Raw genomic sequence first — 16,171 nt, forward strand, 5'->3', positions numbered from 1 at the left:
TGACAACGGGGACGAATATTAGCGGCACAGCCCCAATGAGGCAAGAGGGAAAATGCATTTTTCTCTCTGATTTCACGCGATTGCTTTATTACCGCGCAAAGTGAAGAGAAAGTAGCCGCCGGCTGGCGGCTACTGCGTATTTAACGTGCAGCGCGTTGCAAAATGACCGTTGATGGCTGGCGTTGCAGGAAGCGCATGCGCATCATCATCATAATCGCCGCCGACGTCAGGCCGATGATAAAGCCCATCCAGAACCCTGCCGGACCCATGCGCTCCACCACCAGATCGGTAAGCGCCAGGATGTAGCCAGTCGGCAGTCCCAGCACCCAGTAGGCGATGAAGGTGATAAAGAAGATGGATCGCGTGTCTTTATATCCGCGCAGCACGCCGCTGCCAATCACCTGGATGGAGTCGGAGATCTGGTATATAGCGGCCAGCAGCATCAGGTGCGAGGCCAGCGCGACCACTTCCGGATTGTCGTTATAGAGCAGGGCAATCTGCTCGCGTAATGCAACGGTAAAGAGTGCCGTACAGACTGCCATGCAGACGCCGACGCCCAGCCCGGTCCGGGCGGCGGTTTGCGCATCCAGCGTCGAGCCTTGCCCCAGGCGGAAGCCCACGCGAATGGTCACTGCCGCAGCCAGCGACATCGGCAGGACGAACATCAGGGAGCTGAAGTTCAGCGCAATCTGGTGCCCGGCGACGTTCACAATGCCCAGCGGGGAGACCAGCAGAGCGACCACGGCAAACAGGGTTACCTCAAAGAACAGCGCCAGGGCAATTGGCAACCCTAACTGCACCAGACGCGTCATGATGTTCCAGTCCGGGGTGCTAAATCGGTTCTCGTTACGAATATCGCGCATTGAACGGGCGCGTTTTACAAAGGTGATCATCGAGAAAAACATCACCCAGTAAACGGCTGCTGTCGCCACGCCGCAGCCGACGCCGCCCAGCTCAGGCATCCCGAAATGGCCGTAAATAAAGATATAGTTAACCGGAATATTGACCAGCAAACCAATAAAGCCCATCACCATCCCGGGCTTGGTTTTCGCCAGGCCTTCACACTGGTTACGTGCCACCTGGAAAAAGAGGTAGCCAGGCGCCCCCCAAAGCAGGGCGCGCAGATAGCCCACGGCTTTATCAGCCAGTGCCGGGTCAATATTATGCATAGCGCGTATGATATGGCCCGCGTTCCAGAGCACGACCATGATCAGCACGGAGACAAACCCTGCCAGCCAGAAACCCTGACGGACCTGATGGGCAATGCGCTCGCGACGACCCGAGCCATTGAGCTGAGCGATAACAGGCGTGAGCGCGAGCAGCAGACCGTGGCCGAACAGGATGGCCGGAAGCCAGATTGACGTGCCGATAGCCACGGCCGCCATATCGGTGGCGCTGTAGCCACCTGCCATTACCGTATCCACAAATCCCATTGCGGTCTGGGCCACTTGCGCGATGATCACTGGTATAGCCAGTGCCAATAACTGGCGCGCTTCATTCATGTACTTCTGCACGTGAACACCTTTATTTTGTAGTTATTTGAGAGACTAAAAAAGCCGCCGAAACGGGCAGCAAGAAGAAAATGCAGGGGGGTGCCAGCTATTGTAGCGGGCTTTAGCTATTTATCTAGTGAAAAAATCGCCAGAAAATGCGCCCCGCTGGCAACCTGTTTTTCCAACTGTTATTGTGGTGGGATTAAACGGTGTCATCACCGTCCGGAAAAAACAGGAGTGGTAAGCATGTTTACTGGTATTGTGCAGGGCACCGCCAAAGTGGTGTCCATTGATGAAAAACCTAATTTCCGTACTCATGTTGTTGAGCTGCCGGAATATATGCTTGAGGGTATTGAAACCGGCGCGTCTATTGCCCATAACGGCTGCTGCCTGACCGTAACCGAAATTAACGGCAACCAGATTAGCTTTGATTTAATGAAAGAGACGCTGCGCATCACCAACCTGGGCGAGCTGGTGGTGGGGGATACCGTCAACGTTGAGCGAGCGGCGAAGTTCAGCGACGAGATTGGCGGCCATCTGATGTCGGGGCACATCATGACCACCGCTGAAGTGGCGAAAATCGTGACCTCGGAAAATAACCGTCAAATCTGGTTTAAAATGCAGGATCCTTCATTAATGAAATACATCCTCTACAAAGGATTTATTGGCATTGACGGGATTAGCCTGACGGTGGGGGAAGTGACGCCAACGCGTTTTTGCGTACATTTAATTCCTGAAACGCTGCAGCGCACTACGCTGGGCGCGAAAAAGCTGGGACATCGCGTAAATATTGAAATCGATCCGCAAACCCAGGCGGTGGTCGATACGGTTGAACGCGTGCTGGCCGCAAAAGAAGCCGCAATAATAAAGACCGTCGAAGAAGAATAAAAATAACCCCGGATATCCGGGGTTATTTTTTTAGCGTGCTACGCGCAGCCCGTGTTCAATCCCACGGCTAAATACCACCTGCCAGAGCTGAATATCCCGCGCGCGAAACGCCCCCGCGCAGGCATTCAGGTAATAGCTAAACATCCGTTTGAATCGTTCAGAATAGTTGTCCGCTATCTCTGGCCAGGCCTCCTGAAAACGGGCATGCCATGCCATCAGTGTGGTGTCGTAATCCGCGCCAAAGTTATGCCAGTCTTCCATAACGAAATGGGATTCACTGGCGTTGGCAATCTGGCGAACGGACGGTAAACAGCCATTCGGAAAGATGTATTTGTTGATCCACGGGTCAACGTTATTGTCGGTCCGCTTAGAGCCGATGGTGTGCAGCAGGAAGATACCGTCCGGTTTTAAATTACGGTCCACCACCTCAAAGTAGGTGTCGTAGTTTTTCGGCCCCACGTGCTCGAACATGCCCACGGAAACGATACGATCAAACTGTTCGTTCAGGTCACGGTAATCCTGTAGCCGGATATCCACATCGAGACCCTGACAGCGCTCTCGCGCCATTTTTTGCTGTTCTGCTGAAATCGTGACGCCGACGACGCTGACGCCATAGTGCTTCGCCATAAAATACGCCAGCCCACCCCAGCCGCAGCCAATATCCAGCACACGCATACCGGGCTGTAATTGCAGTTTCTCGCTAATCAGACGCAGCTTAGCCTGCTGAGCCTCTTCAAGCGTCGATGCGTCTTTCCAGTAGGCGCAGGAGTACTGCATGAAAGGGTCAAGCATACGGTTGAACAGGTCGTTGCCAAGATCGTAATGTTCTTTGCCGACGATCCATGCGCGTTTTTTACTTTGCAGATTAAACAGTCGGGCAGAGGCGACGCGCAGGGTGTCTTTCAGATTGCGGGGGAGTTGATTTTCCAGACCGGCACGCAAAACGCTGGCGAAAAAAATATCCAGCCGTTCGCATTCCCACCAGCCGTCCATATAGCTTTCTCCCAGTCCTAACGATCCCTCCCGCAACACGCGTTTAAAAAAGTCGGGATGTTTGACCTGGGGATCGGATGGCGAAGATCCGTTGATAGTGATGCCTGCGCGACCCAACAGTTCACTGACGATCCGGGACCAGTTGTCGTCCGGAACGCTGACTTCTTCTATACACGATGAACTCATAGCTTCTCCATCACCCTACTGTGATCAGAACCTTAAAACAGCGTAGACGCTTTTTTTGGTTTGTGAGAAATCTCACGGTAAATACCGCGAGGCTAGTATCCGACGTAGAACAGAGGAAGGGAGATAACCCTTGCCGAAATGCCTTCCATGGTAAAACGGGAGCACTCCGGCTCCCGTTAACACTTAATATTTATCGTATTTAATCGAACCAAATTTAGTATAGGCCTCAAAATTTGGTGATTCAATAGAAAATTCTTAGCAACCTAATCACTGAAAATTAACATGATTTCTGGCGCGATTATGCATGTGACGTTTCAACCTGAGCGCGGTTATCCTCCTCACGCTGCGCGGAGACCTGCATACGATAGCCCATCACCGCCAGCGCAACGGTTACCAGCATCACGCTGGTGGTGGTCAGGAGCGGCGTGGCAATCAGCGCGGAGACCACCAGGCTTGCCAGGAAGCACAATCCCAGCTGCAGGGTGTTTTGCAGCGCGGCGGCGCGGCCAGTCGCCTGCGGGAATGGACGGAGTGCCTGTGCCACCACAATCGGGTAAATCGCCCCGTTCGCGACGGCCATTACGCAGAATGGAATCAAAATTTCAGCCAGACCGGCGCCCGGAATAAAGCCAACGGCCCAGGTCCCGATGACGCTCAACGCATAAAGCACCAACAGCCATGGCAGCATTTGCTGACCTTCCCATTTTTGCAGTGCCGCGCGACAGCCGTACCCACCCACCAGGAACGCGATAGTCTGCGGAACATAGCTCAGACCGATGGCCGCCGGGCTGTATCCCATATCGTGCAGAATGAATGGCGAGCCGGTGAGCCACGCGAAGAAGCTCGCCGAGCAGGCGGCATAGATCAGGACATTGCCGCGATACGCTTTGGTGCTCAGCAGGGAGGTGAAGGTAATCGGTTTTGCGTCAGCATCCGCCACTTTTTTATGCGCGGGTTTGAGGGCAAACGCGGGCAGCATCAGTACCAGCGTGATGGCAAACAGCGTGGCAAAAATGGCCTGCCAGTCAAAATGCGCGAGGATCCAGCTACCCAGCAGCGGAGCAAGGGCAGGTGAGAGACCTACGAGCGGCATTATGGTGGCGAAAATACGGTTTGTGCGGTTAGCCGGGTAGTAGTCGGTGACCAGCGCCTGCCAGGTCACGGCCGCGGCACAGACGCCCACAGCCTGAATAAAGCGCAGTACCAGCAGCCAGGTGGCGTCGCGTACCCATAACATCCCCAGGCAGCCAACGGCAAAAATGGCCAGACCCAGCAGTAATACTGGTTTACGACCAAAGCGATCCGAGAGTGGTCCCCAGAGCAGCTGTGCGAAAGCAAAACCGGCAAGGAACAAACTCAGGCTGGCGCTGATGGCCGCGGCAGGCGTTTGCAAATCTTCCTGCATAGCGGCGAAAGCCGGCAGGTACATATCGGTGGCCAAAAAGCCCAGCACGCTTAAGCCGCCGAGCCAGACTAAAAAACCTTTCCTGGGTTGCATTATTTTATTCTCCTTAAGGAGGCAGGTGTACGTTGGCGCTGAGTGTAGGGAGTGCAAAGCCGCTTGTGAAACGCTAATATTTGGCGGGTGCATTCAAAAATTTTGCAGGCAGAAAATGTGGTCAGATTATTCTCTTGAAGTGGTCGATGCTGTCGCGCGTAACGGCAGCTTTAGCGGTGCGGCGCAGGAGTTGCACCGCGTCCCTTCGGCTATCAGCTACACCGTGCGTCAGCTTGAGGAATGGCTGGCGGTTCCGCTGTTTGAACGGCGACATCGTGATGTGGAATTAACGCCCGCAGGCGCGTGGTTTTTAAAGGAAGGGCGTTCTGTTATCAAAAAAATGCAGATCACCCGTGAACAGTGTCAGCAGATCGCTAACGGCTGGCGAGGACATCTTTCCATCGCGGTGGATAACATCGTTAAGCCGGAGCGCACCCGGCAAATGATCGTCGATTTCTATCGTCATTTTTCTGATGTCGAACTGCGGGTCTCGCAGGAGGTGTTCAACGGCGTCTGGGATGCGCTGGCGGACGGTAGGGCAGAGATGGCGATTGGGGCCACGCAGGCGATCCCGGTCGGGGGGCGGTACGCCTTCCGAGATATGGGCATGCTGAGCTGGAAGTGCGTGGTGGCAAGCGATCATCCATTGGCGGCGATGGAAGGGCCGTTGAGCGACGATACGTTACGCAACTGGCCGTCTCTGGTGCTGGAGGATACCTCCCGTTCATTGCCCAAGCGTATCACCTGGCTGCTGGATAACCAGCGGCGGGTGGTGGCACCTGACTGGGAATCGTCGGCAACGTGCCTCAGTGCCGGACTGTGCGTCGCGATGGTGCCCGTTCATTTTGCGCGCGCCAGAATCGATACCGGAGAATGGGTTGAACTGACGCTGGAGAATCCATTCCCGGATGCGGCCTGCTGCCTCACCTGGCAGCAAAGTGACGTCTCGCCCGCCATGGCGTGGCTTCTGGATTATCTGGGAGACAGCGAAACGCTTAACCGGGAATGGTTACGGGAGCCAGCGTAGCTGGCCCCGTAAAGCGATTAACGACGGTAGTCGCGGAACGGACCATCCGCTACGGAACGGCGTTCGATAAGGCGCGGGTGAACTTCAATGGACTGCGACTCTTCACGTTTGTTGACGATCCTGTCCATCAGCATATTGAAGGCCGTTTCGCCCAGCGAATCTTTCGGCTGGTGAATGGTGGTCAACGCTGGCGTGAAGTAACGCGCGTTACGCACGTTGTCATACCCGATCACGGAAATATCCTGCGGTACGCGCAGACCCAGTTCATCGGCTGCGCAGAGCGCGCCCATGGCCATGATATCACCTCCGCAGAAAACGGCGGTCGGACGGTGCTGCTGGGAAACGATCTGCTGCATTGCGCGGTAGCCCGATTCCGGCTCAAAGTCACCCTGCACGATCCAGTTTTCCGGCACGTTGATCAGCGCTTCTTCCATCGCTTTCATGAAACCGGCCAGACGGCCCGCGCCGGTGTTGCGCTCCAGCGGACCCGGGATCACGCCAATCTCGCGGTGACCACGTTCGATCAGATAACGACCGGCCATATAGCCGCCTTCAAAAGCGTTATCGATGACGGAATCGGTGAAGTCCGCGCGCGCTTCGCCCCAGTCCATCACTACCATCGGAATATGGCGATACTCTTCCAGCATCGACAGCACGGATTCCGGATACTCGGAACACATCACCAGCAGGCCATCAACGCGCTTTTGCGCCATCATCGACAGGTAGGCGCGCTGTTTTTCAATGCTGTTCCACGCGTTGCCCAGAATCAGGGTATAGCCTTTCTGGAAGCAGTTTTTTTCTACCGCTTCAATGATTTCGGCAAAATAGGCCGCTTCACTGCTGGTTGCCAGCAATCCAATGGACTTGGTGTGATTAACCTTCAGGCTACGCGCAACCGCACTTGGCGAATAGTGCAGCTCTTTGATCGCTGCCCAGACGGCATTGCGCGTCTCTTCCGCTACGAAGCGGGTTTTGTTAATTACATGTGATACGGTTGTAGTGGAAACGTTTGCGCGTTTTGCTACGTCTTTAATTGTTGCCATTAAATGTCACTCCAGACCATATCCTAAACTCCTGAAAAACTTGAAGGTAAACGTTTGCCTTCTCTCACCCTTATTTCGCAATATTGAGTTGCGGCACGCCGGGAAAACGACACGGGACGTCAGGAGGGGGTCAATGGCCGGTACGCTAATAAATTTAGCGTGGAATTTTGTCCTATCTTGATGAAAAGGGGAAGAGGTAAAGTGGTTATCAGTTTAAATCCAGGAAGATTTTTGACGTAAACTGTGCAAAAATGAGCAGGCTCACTTTTCGTGGGGGGATTAAAAGGAGAAAAATTGATGAGTTCCGATCTGAAGTTTTCGCTGTTCACCACCATTATTGTGCTGGCTCTGATTGTCGCTGCTGGTCTGACGGCTGCGCTGCACTGATTTACGCGGAGGGAGAGCGTTCTCCCTCCCGATCGTCCCGATTGTTACTTCTCATGCAAAAATCTTTTGCCATTTTGTTAACTTCTCATTTTTTGTGATTGATGTCATGCTTTCTGCTTCTTTGTTCTGTGTCACCACATGACACGGCATCCGGAGTTGACGCATGAAAATCAATTTTCCCCTGCTGGCCCTGGCGATTGGCGCTTTTGGGATTGGCACCACTGAATTCTCCCCGATGGGGTTACTGCCTGTTATTGCCCGGGGTGTGGATGTTTCGATCCCTGCTGCAGGCATGTTAATCAGCGCCTACGCTATTGGCGTAATGGTAGGGGCGCCGCTGATGACGCTTCTGCTTTCGCACCGCGCGCGTCGCAATGCGCTGATTTTCCTGATGGCGATTTTCACCCTGGGCAACGTGCTTTCCGCCATTTCGCCGGACTACACCACACTGATGCTGTCACGCATTCTGACAAGCCTTAACCACGGCGCGTTCTTTGGGCTGGGGTCGGTTGTGGCGGCAAGCGTGGTACCAAAGCACAAGCAGGCGAGCGCCGTGGCGACTATGTTTATGGGCCTGACGATTGCCAACATTGGCGGGGTGCCGGCGGCAACCTGGCTGGGAGAAGTGATTGGCTGGCGTATGTCCTTCCTGGCGACGGCCGGGCTGGGCGTGATCGCGATGGTGGCGCTGTTCTTCTCCTTGCCGAAAGGCAGCGCGGGGGAACGTCCTGACGTGCGCCGGGAACTGTCGGTGCTGATGCGCCCACAGGTGCTCTCCGCGCTGCTCACCACTGTGCTGGGGGCTGGGGCGATGTTCACCCTTTACACCTATATTTCGCCGGTATTGCATGACATCACCCACGCGACGCCTCTTTTTGTCACCGCAATGCTGGTGCTGATTGGCGTGGGCTTCTCGATTGGCAACTATCTCGGTGGGAAATTTGCCGACCGTTCCGTGAGCGGGACGCTGAAGGGTTTCTTAACTCTGCTGATTGTCATCATGATCGCCATTCCATGGCTGGCACGTAATGAGTATGGGGCCGCCGTTGCGATGGTCGTCTGGGGGGCCGCTACCTTTGCGGTGGTTCCGCCGCTGCAGATGCGCGTAATGCGCGTCGCGCATGAGGCGCCTGGCCTCTCTTCTTCGGTCAATATTGGTGCCTTCAACCTGGGCAATGCGCTCGGCGCCGCGGCCGGTGGGGCCGTGATTTCAGGGGGACTGGGGTACAGCTTTGTGCCGGTGATGGGGGCAATCATCGCCGCGCTCGGCCTGCTGCTGGTGATGATGTCGGGTCGTAAACAGCCAGAAGCAGCCTGCGCTGCTGAATAAACCAAAAACGCAGAAGGGCGAACCCTTCTGCGTGTCTCTTACGCGGCGAAGTTCTTCGCCACAAAGTCCCAGTTAACCAGCGCCCAGAAGTGCTCCAGGTAGTTCGGGCGCGCGTTACGGTAATCAATGTAGTAAGCGTGTTCCCAAACGTCCACGGTCATCAGCGGCTTAGCGCTGGTGGTTAGCGGGGTACCCGCGTTAGAAGTGGAAACGATAGCCAGTTTGCCATCAGCCTCTTTTACCAGCCACGTCCAGCCAGAGCCGAAGTTCTTGATAGCGGCATCGGTGAACTTCGCTTTGAAATCTGCGAAGCTGCCAAATGCGGCGTTAATGGCGGTAGCCAGTTCACCGGCAGGTTCGCCACCGGCATTCGGCGCAAGGCAGTGCCAGTAGAAGGTGTGGTTCCACACCTGAGCCGCGTTGTTAAATACGCCACCCTCTGAGCTGCGGACGATCTCTTCCAGCGTTTTGCCTTCAAAATCGGTACCCTTGATCAGGTTGTTCAGGTTTGTGACGTACGTCTGGTGATGCTTGCCGTAATGATATTCCAGGGTTTCCGCAGAAATGTGCGGTGCCAGGGCGTCTTTTGCATACGGTAGTGCAGGTAATTCGAACGACATTGCTTCTCTCCTTATTGTATTTTGGCGTTGCCAATAACCACACAGACAACATGGACAGGATAGCAAATTGAAAGGGTATGCAAAAGAGGAACTTACCCTGCCACGAGCGCGGCAGGGCAGGGGTTAGCGAATGGTTTTTGGCGTCATCACGCGACGCGCGCCGACGTAATGACGTACCCAGTAGTCTTCGCTAAGTGAAGTGATCTGAATATCCTGGCCGCTACGCGGTGACTGGATGAATTTCCCGTTGCCGACATAAACGCCAACGTGGTCAGCTGTGCCGCGGCCCTGAGTGCGGAAGAACACCAGATCGCCGTTTTCCAGCTCACCACGGTCAACCGGGGAAGCATCGCGCAGATGGTACATCTCATTGGCGGTGCGAGGAATGCGGAACTTGACCAAATCTTTATAGGCGTAATAGACGAGGCCGCTGCAGTCAAAACCGGTACGCGGCGAACTGCCACCCCAGTGATAAGGTTTGCCAATCTGCCCCATCAGTTTGTTCATCGCGGTTTTTTGCGCTTTCTGTACGCGCACTTTATGCACTTCCGCAATTTTCGTGACTTTTGTGCACTTCGCTTTGTGGCCTTTACGCGTGATGCATTTTTCAGTAACGAGGTTAGCGGCGGTTAACGAAGTTTTATTTTTGGCGGTGTGGGCAGTGCGGGAAGATTTGGTTTTCGTCTTGCTGGAAGCGGTCTGTTTAGTCTGTGTGGGTGTTTTTTTCTTGTCGTTCTTAGCGGTGGTTTTTTTCTTACGTTCTGTGGCTTTCACCAGATGGTTTTTTTGTACAGCAGAATGCCGCGCCTGCTGAGAGGCGTTTGCCACTGGCGTGAAAGTGAGTGATGTAAACAGTAAAGCACAGAGCGTGATCGAGATTTTATTTATCCGCGCCACTGGGCAGTCCCCTGATAAATGCAGGTCATCAATAATACCCGCGTGTGATTTACAAAGCCCGTCGATTCTAATCCATAAAAACCCAGAAAGTTAATAGCATTTTTCAATCTACAATCGTGTTTCGTAAGCAAGTGCAAAAAAATCCATCGTTCTGTCGCACATTTGCCCACTCCCTAAGCAAAACCCTGACTGCCGCAGGGGTAAACACCATTTGCAATGCAACTTTTCGTGACTCGGGGTAGAATGTATAAACGTGACAAAAATGTTATTTTCCGATGCCAGTCTGAACCGCTACAATGTCAGACGAATGCCGTAACAGAAGTTAAAGGAAGCAAGACATGAGCACCACTATTGAAAAAATCCAGCGCCAGATCGCTGAAAACCCGATTCTGCTGTATATGAAAGGTTCTCCGAAGCTGCCAAGCTGCGGCTTCTCCGCACAAGCGGTTCAGGCGCTGTCCGCCTGTGGTGAGCGTTTTGCTTACGTTGATATCCTGCAGAACCCGGACATCCGCGCTGAGCTGCCTAAATACGCTAACTGGCCGACTTTCCCACAGCTGTGGGTAGACGGCGAACTGGTTGGCGGCTGCGATATCCTGATTGAAATGTATCAGCGCGGCGAACTGCAGCAGCTGATCAAAGAAACGGCGGCTAAGTACAAAACTGAAGAGCCGGACGCAGAGTAATTTTCTGCGGAAATAAAAAAGCGACCTGATAAGGTCGCTTTTTTTTATTCTTCGCTGTCGCCCATCGGCAGTGGCCAGCCGCCCAGACGCTTCCAGCGGTTGACGATCTCACAGAACAGCTCTGCGGTGCGCTCCGTGTCGTACAGAGCGGAGTGCGCCTGCGTGCCGTCAAACTCAATCCCTGCCGTGATACAGGCTTTTGATAACACCGTTTGTCCCAACGCCAGGCCGCTCAGTGCGGCGGTGTCGAAGGTCACAAAAGGGTGGAACGGGTTTCGCTTGAGCGAAGCGCGCTCCGCGGCGGCCATGGTGAAGCTGTGATCGAAGGTGGCGTTGTGGGCTACCATGATGGCGCGGCTGCAGTTGCTGTCTTTCATACCTTTACGCACCATTTTAAAAATGGCGTGCAGCGCATCATATTCACTGACCGCACCACGCAGCGGGTTATGCGGATCGATACCGTTAAACGCCAGTGCTTCCGGCTGTAAGTTTGCCCCTTCGAAAGGTTCAACGTGGAAATGCAGCGTGGTGTCCGGTGTAAGCCAGCCCTGTTCATCCATCTTCAGCGTGATGGCGGCAATTTCGAGCAGCGCATCGGTTTTAGCGTTAAATCCGGCTGTTTCTACATCAATGACAACGGGATAAAAACCACGAAAACGGTCGCACAGACCGCTAAATTGAGCGTTATCGGACATCAGGGTCTCTTACATGGGGAAAAAAGCAGAGCGCATTATGGCAAATTTTGCAGGGTGATGCAGTAAAACTACGGGCGCACGTTGCGCCCTGAGGGATCAGTTGCCCAGACCGCGACCGGCATCTTTGGCTTCAATCAGCTCGATTTTGTAACCGTCCGGATCTTCCACGAACGCAATCACGGTGGTGCCACCTTTTACCGGGCCTGCTTCGCGTGTGACGTTACCGCCGTTGCTGCGAATACGTTCACACGCTTCAGCCGCGTTGTCCACTTCCAGCGCGATGTGACCGTATGCCGTGCCCAGCTCATAGCTGTCAACGCCCCAGTTGTAGGTCAGCTCGATAACCGCTTCGTCCGTTTCCGGGCCGTAACCCACGAACGCCAGCGAGTATTTGTATTCCGGGTTTTCGCTGGTGCGCAGCAGTTTCATACCCAGTACGTTAGTGTAGAAATCAATCGAACGTTGCAGATCGCCAACGCGCAGCATGGTGTGAAGTAGGCGCATAATTTCCTCATTAACCTGTGGAACAGACTGTTTTTTTTGAACAGAAACGATGTTTTAGTATAGCGGCGAAGTGTCGCCGCTATCAATGAACAATGGCGAGATTACAGAGAAGGGTAGTCGGTGTAGCCTTCCGCGCCGCCGCCGTAGAAGCTTTCCGGACGCTGCGGGTTCAGCGCCGCTTTCTGCTGCAGACGGGCAACCAAATCCGGGTTGGCAATGTAGTCGCGACCAAACGCGACGGCATCGATCAGCCCTTTATTAATCAGATCGTCGGCTTTCTCTGGGGTATAGGCCCCCGCACCGATGATCACGCCGTGGAAACGTTCGCGCACTTTCTGGCGGAAAGCTTCAGTGTAAGGCTTACCGCCGGCCCAGTCCGGCTCGGACATGTGCAGATACGCGATACCGCGTTTCGCCAGCTCTTCAATCAGATAGAGCGCGTCGGCTTCTTCATTCGGACCATTGTCAACGTTCTGGAAAGAACCGATTGGGGAAACGCGAATGCCGATACGGTCCGGGCTCCACTCCTGGCAAACGGCATCAACCACTTCTAGCACCAGGCGGGCACGGTTTTCGACGCTGCCGCCATACTGGTCGGTGCGGTGGTTAGACGACGGCGACAGGAACTGGTGCAGCAGATAGCCATGAGCGGAGTGCAGCTCAACCAGGTCAAAACCGGCTTCGCGTGCGTTAGCCACGGCCTGGCGGAAATCGTTAACGATACCCGGTATTTCATCCAGCTCCAGTGCGCGTGGCATAGAGGTATCCACGCGGATCGCATTACCGTTTTCATCACGCAGAGAAGTACGGGTATTTGCACTCAGGGCCGAAGCGGAAACCGGAGCCTGGCCGCCTGGCTGAATGCTGTTGTGAGAAATACGACCGGTATGCCACAGCTGGACCGCAATACGACCCTCTTCAGCGTGGACGCCCGCGGTGATTTTCTGCCATGCAGCAATCTGTTCCGGGCTGTGAAGACCCGGTGCACCTGCGTAACCTTTAGCCTGTGCAGAAATCTGCGTGGCTTCGGTGATGATCAGGCCAGAGCTGGCGCGCTGACGATAGTATTCACCCATCAGTGGGGTTGGGATATCACCCGGCTCAATGCTGCGCAGACGGGTAAGCGGAGCCATGAACACGCGGTTTGGCGCCGTGACGGCACCCACTTTCAAGGGGGTAAAGAGTTTTTCAGCTGACATAAAGACTCCTGAGTAGACCAGTCGACTAGTAATGAGTTAAAAAAAACGCCTGCTATACGCCAGGCGCAGTAATGCTGTTTTTCACATGTGCCAGTGCGCTTTCCAGCGGCACGGCACTGCGCGAAATTTTTGCCTGCAGGTTAGCGCCTAACCAGAGCGCATATAACACCTGCGCCTGGGTTAACGGCTCGCCGGAAAAGGCCAGCGTTTTTTCATCGCGGCCTTTCTCCAGCGCCTGGGCCAGCAGGGCGATAACACCGCTGGCACCCTTATCCATCGCTGTACGCATATCTTCTGAAAGATCGCACACTTCGGCAGACAGTTTGACCGTCAGGCATCCGCTGATAATGCCCTGCTGGCAGAACTGGTTCAGCGTTTCCTGATAGTAATTCAGAACACGATCGCGATAGTTACCTTCACCCGAGGCAAAGTGGGTCGCCAGACGCTGGTGATAGCCAGCGTAATGACGTTCCAGCATTGCCACGCCAAAAGCCTCTTTGGACCGGAAGTAGTGATAAAACGACCCCTTCGGTACTTCGGCGGTTTTTAACAGTTCGCTCAACCCCATACCGGTAAACCCGCGATGCATGCAAAGCCGCTCGCCGGTAGCCAGTAAATGTTCGCGGGTATCGTGTTCAGTATTTCTGCTCATGGCCGCACTCTAATAGACCGTTCGGTCTAATGCAAGCGAGTTTACTGACGGCATGCGCTCAGAATATCCAGCTGCTGTTGATAAACCTTTGATTTCACGTCCATCATACCCAGTACGGTCGAGAACAAATTGTCCTGGGAAACCGCATTTTTTGCAGCGTGTTCACGTAAACACTGTTCGCTGATGCCAAAGTTTTTCGCATAGTCCGGGGACAGCCAGAACATAAACGGAATGTGGGTTTGCTGCTCCGGCGCCAGCATGTACGGCGTACCGTGCAGGTAAATACCGCTTTCGCCCAGTGACTCACCGTGATCCGAGAGATAAATCAGCGCGGTGTTCATGCTTGCCTGGCGCGCTTTCAGCGTATCGATGGTTTTACTGACCATGCTGTCGGTATACAGGATGGTGTTGTCATAGGTGTTAATCAGCGCCTGATGATCGCAATCCTGAATTTCGTTGGTATCGCAGGTTGGCGTGAACTTACGGAAATTATCCGGGTAACGGCGATAGTACGCCGGGCCGTGGCTCCCCATCAGGTGGATAACCAGCACCGTGTCCTGCTTCAGGCCATCCAGCACGTTGTCCAGTCGGTAGAAATTCACATCGTCAATGCAGGATTTATCTTTGCAGAACTGGTCCAGCTTCCACTGCGTCATGTCGGTATGGGGTACGCGATCGCAGGCACCTTTACAGCCGCCGTCGTTGTCGCGCCAAAGCAGGTTGACGCCCGCATGGTTGAGCACGTCGAGCAGTCCTTCCTGATGGTGAGCGAGATCGGCATCGTATTTGTTCCGGGTCATGCCGGAGAACATGCAGGGAACAGAAACGGCGGTTTCAGTCCCGCACGAGGAGGCCTGCGGGAAGTTAATCACATCCTGCTTTTTCAGCTCCGGGTTGGTTTCACGCCCGTAACCATTCAGGGAGTAGTTCGCCGCGCGAGACGCTTCGCCGATGACAAGCACCAGAACGGTTTTCTTTTGTTGACCGGAAATTAATGGTCCTTTATGGGCATCTTCACCAATCCGCACCAGCGTTTGATCGCCTGCAAACCAGCGCATTTTGCTGTACTTCACCACGGCGCTGACATAGTTCGCCGGGGTCACCATTTTGACGATGCTTTTGTTATTGCGAAACAGCGACGCGTAATCTTTATAAAACAGCGCCGCAATCAGGATAATCACCAGCAGGGCACCGAGCATAGCGGCAACGCGCGTCAGCAGGGCATACCACCATTTTCCGGTACGGATGCGAGTCAACGCCAGCACCACGGAGGGAGCGAGACCGGCAAGGGCAATCCACAGAATCATTTGCGGAGTGACCAGGGCGGTCGCTTCCTGAGAGTTGGTTTCGAACACGTTCACAATCATGTTCTGATCGATCACCGCGCCGTAGGTGTACATAAAATAGGTCGCCGCGGCGCAACCGATGGTTAAAACAATCAGCAGCGGTTTACGGATATACGGGATATTGAGCAGGCTAAAGACAATCACCCAGCCGCAAAAAAGTACCAGCGGTACGGACGCGGCAAAGAGGATGTCGTGCAGATGTTCAGGGGCGATAATCGCCCAGCTGCGCTGGATAAACAGCCCATTAATCAACGTAAAGAAGAGTGCACAGCCCAGAGTAAATTTAATGTCGTTACATTGTAACTTTTTGATTAACCACATCGAACGAGAAACCTGTCATTGTAATGATGGGCCGAGTATAGAGAGGGAAGATTAGTGAAACCTTAATGCCATAAATCTGTGGTAAAGCCCTTGCACGTGGCGCGTTTAACGTCTTCACTGTAGGTGAGAGCGGTTATCTGGAGGTGAGTGTGGCAGAGCAGCTGGAGTTTTTCCCCATCCAGAGCCCGTGCCGGGGTATTTGTCAGGTGGATGAACGCGGCTATTGCCGCGGGTGCATGCGTACCCGTGATGAGCGTTTTAACTGGCAAAACTTTAGCGACACGCAAAAACAAGAGGTGCTTCGCCTTTGTCGACAGCGACTTCAGCGCAAAATACGCGCAAACAAAGCCGGTGAGACCGAAGAACCCCAGCAGCCTTCACTTTTTTAACACGGTAATTGCGTATA

17 protein-coding genes are annotated in these 16,171 nt (G+C 54.1%); 6 read left to right on the top strand and 11 right to left on the bottom strand.

The features are described 5' to 3' along the window. Window positions 1-140: 140 nt before the first annotated feature. Window positions 141-1,514, bottom strand: a complete 1,374-nt coding sequence (mdtK, locus tag E3U32_RS19010; protein ID WP_134350011.1) for an MdtK family multidrug efflux MATE transporter — start codon at window positions 1,512-1,514, stop codon at window positions 141-143. Between the two features lie 225 nt (window positions 1,515-1,739). On the opposite strand from mdtK, the gene E3U32_RS19015 reads away from it, so the two are divergent. Further along, on the top strand, window positions 1,740-2,381 hold the full coding sequence (locus E3U32_RS19015) for a riboflavin synthase (protein ID WP_047348807.1): 642 nt from the start codon (window positions 1,740-1,742) through the stop codon (window positions 2,379-2,381). Window positions 2,382-2,411: 30 nt separating this feature from the next. Here the strand turns inward: E3U32_RS19015 and cfa are convergent, their stop codons facing one another. Together cfa and punC are read right to left on the bottom strand one after the other, a co-directional pair. Beyond that, on the bottom strand, window positions 2,412-3,560 hold the full coding sequence (gene cfa / locus E3U32_RS19020; RefSeq protein WP_059312064.1) for a cyclopropane fatty acyl phospholipid synthase: 1,149 nt from the start codon (window positions 3,558-3,560) through the stop codon (window positions 2,412-2,414). A gap of 298 nt (window positions 3,561-3,858) precedes the next feature. Further along, a complete protein-coding gene (gene punC / locus E3U32_RS19025) occupies window positions 3,859-5,058 on the bottom strand; it encodes a purine nucleoside transporter PunC (RefSeq protein WP_134350012.1) in 1,200 nt (399 codons plus the stop codon). A 115-nt stretch (window positions 5,059-5,173) separates the two neighbouring features. On the opposite strand from punC, the gene punR reads away from it, so the two are divergent. After that, a complete protein-coding gene (punR, locus tag E3U32_RS19030; protein ID WP_134350013.1) occupies window positions 5,174-6,085 on the top strand; it encodes a DNA-binding transcriptional activator PunR in 912 nt (303 codons plus the stop codon). 17 nt (window positions 6,086-6,102) lie between these two features. Here the strand turns inward: punR and purR are convergent, their stop codons facing one another. Then, window positions 6,103-7,128 (bottom strand): HTH-type transcriptional repressor PurR, encoded by a 1,026-nt coding sequence (purR, locus tag E3U32_RS19035; RefSeq protein WP_047348803.1) that lies wholly within the window; start codon window positions 7,126-7,128, stop codon window positions 6,103-6,105. 297 nt (window positions 7,129-7,425) lie between these two features. On the opposite strand from purR, the gene E3U32_RS19040 reads away from it, so the two are divergent. Further along, window positions 7,426-7,515 carry a YnhF family membrane protein gene (locus tag E3U32_RS19040; RefSeq protein WP_014831618.1) on the top strand — a complete coding sequence of 30 codons (90 nt, stop codon included), beginning with the start codon at window positions 7,426-7,428 and terminating at the stop codon, window positions 7,513-7,515. A gap of 163 nt (window positions 7,516-7,678) precedes the next feature. After that, window positions 7,679-8,845 carry an MFS transporter gene (locus tag E3U32_RS19045; protein WP_134350014.1) on the top strand — a complete coding sequence of 389 codons (1,167 nt, stop codon included), beginning with the start codon at window positions 7,679-7,681 and terminating at the stop codon, window positions 8,843-8,845. Window positions 8,846-8,883: 38 nt separating this feature from the next. Here the strand turns inward: E3U32_RS19045 and sodB are convergent, their stop codons facing one another. Together sodB and E3U32_RS19055 are read right to left on the bottom strand one after the other, a co-directional pair. Further along, window positions 8,884-9,465, bottom strand: coding sequence for a superoxide dismutase [Fe] (gene sodB, locus E3U32_RS19050; protein ID WP_023311353.1), 582 nt, complete (start codon window positions 9,463-9,465; stop codon window positions 8,884-8,886). 123 nt (window positions 9,466-9,588) lie between these two features. Further along, window positions 9,589-10,362, bottom strand: a complete 774-nt coding sequence (locus E3U32_RS19055) for a C40 family peptidase (protein ID WP_134350015.1) — start codon at window positions 10,360-10,362, stop codon at window positions 9,589-9,591. A gap of 338 nt (window positions 10,363-10,700) precedes the next feature. On the opposite strand from E3U32_RS19055, the gene grxD reads away from it, so the two are divergent. Continuing rightward, window positions 10,701-11,048 (top strand): monothiol glutaredoxin 4, encoded by a 348-nt coding sequence (gene grxD / locus E3U32_RS19060; protein WP_003832760.1) that lies wholly within the window; start codon window positions 10,701-10,703, stop codon window positions 11,046-11,048. 44 nt (window positions 11,049-11,092) lie between these two features. On the opposite strand, the gene rnt is transcribed toward grxD, so the two are convergent. The 5 genes from rnt to eptA all read right to left on the bottom strand — a co-directional run bounded on the left by rnt (window position 11,093) and on the right by eptA (window position 15,765). Continuing rightward, a complete protein-coding gene (gene rnt, locus E3U32_RS19065; RefSeq protein ID WP_134350016.1) occupies window positions 11,093-11,743 on the bottom strand; it encodes a ribonuclease T in 651 nt (216 codons plus the stop codon). A 96-nt stretch (window positions 11,744-11,839) separates the two neighbouring features. Continuing rightward, window positions 11,840-12,247, bottom strand: a complete 408-nt coding sequence (gene gloA / locus E3U32_RS19070) for a lactoylglutathione lyase (protein ID WP_013096923.1) — start codon at window positions 12,245-12,247, stop codon at window positions 11,840-11,842. Window positions 12,248-12,348: 101 nt separating this feature from the next. After that, entirely contained in the window at window positions 12,349-13,446 is a 1,098-nt protein-coding gene (locus E3U32_RS19075) for an alkene reductase (RefSeq protein ID WP_134350017.1), read from the bottom strand. Window positions 13,447-13,498: 52 nt separating this feature from the next. Beyond that, the gene (locus tag E3U32_RS19080; protein WP_134350018.1) at window positions 13,499-14,098 is read right to left on the bottom strand and encodes a TetR/AcrR family transcriptional regulator; all 600 of its coding nucleotides are present in this window, start codon (window positions 14,096-14,098) and stop codon (window positions 13,499-13,501) included. A gap of 41 nt (window positions 14,099-14,139) precedes the next feature. Continuing rightward, window positions 14,140-15,765: a phosphoethanolamine transferase EptA gene (eptA, locus tag E3U32_RS19085; RefSeq protein ID WP_134350019.1), complete on the bottom strand. Its 1,626-nt coding sequence runs from the start codon at window positions 15,763-15,765 to the stop codon at window positions 14,140-14,142. 149 nt (window positions 15,766-15,914) lie between these two features. Here eptA and E3U32_RS19090 point away from each other — a divergent pair, with 149 nt between their 5' ends. Beyond that, the gene (locus E3U32_RS19090; RefSeq protein WP_134350020.1) at window positions 15,915-16,154 is read left to right on the top strand and encodes a DUF1289 domain-containing protein; all 240 of its coding nucleotides are present in this window, start codon (window positions 15,915-15,917) and stop codon (window positions 16,152-16,154) included. Window positions 16,155-16,171 lie beyond the last annotated feature (17 nt).

Origin of the sequence: Lelliottia nimipressuralis (assembly GCF_004402045.1) — a bacterium.
Lineage (GTDB): Bacteria > Pseudomonadota > Gammaproteobacteria > Enterobacterales > Enterobacteriaceae > Enterobacter > Enterobacter chinensis.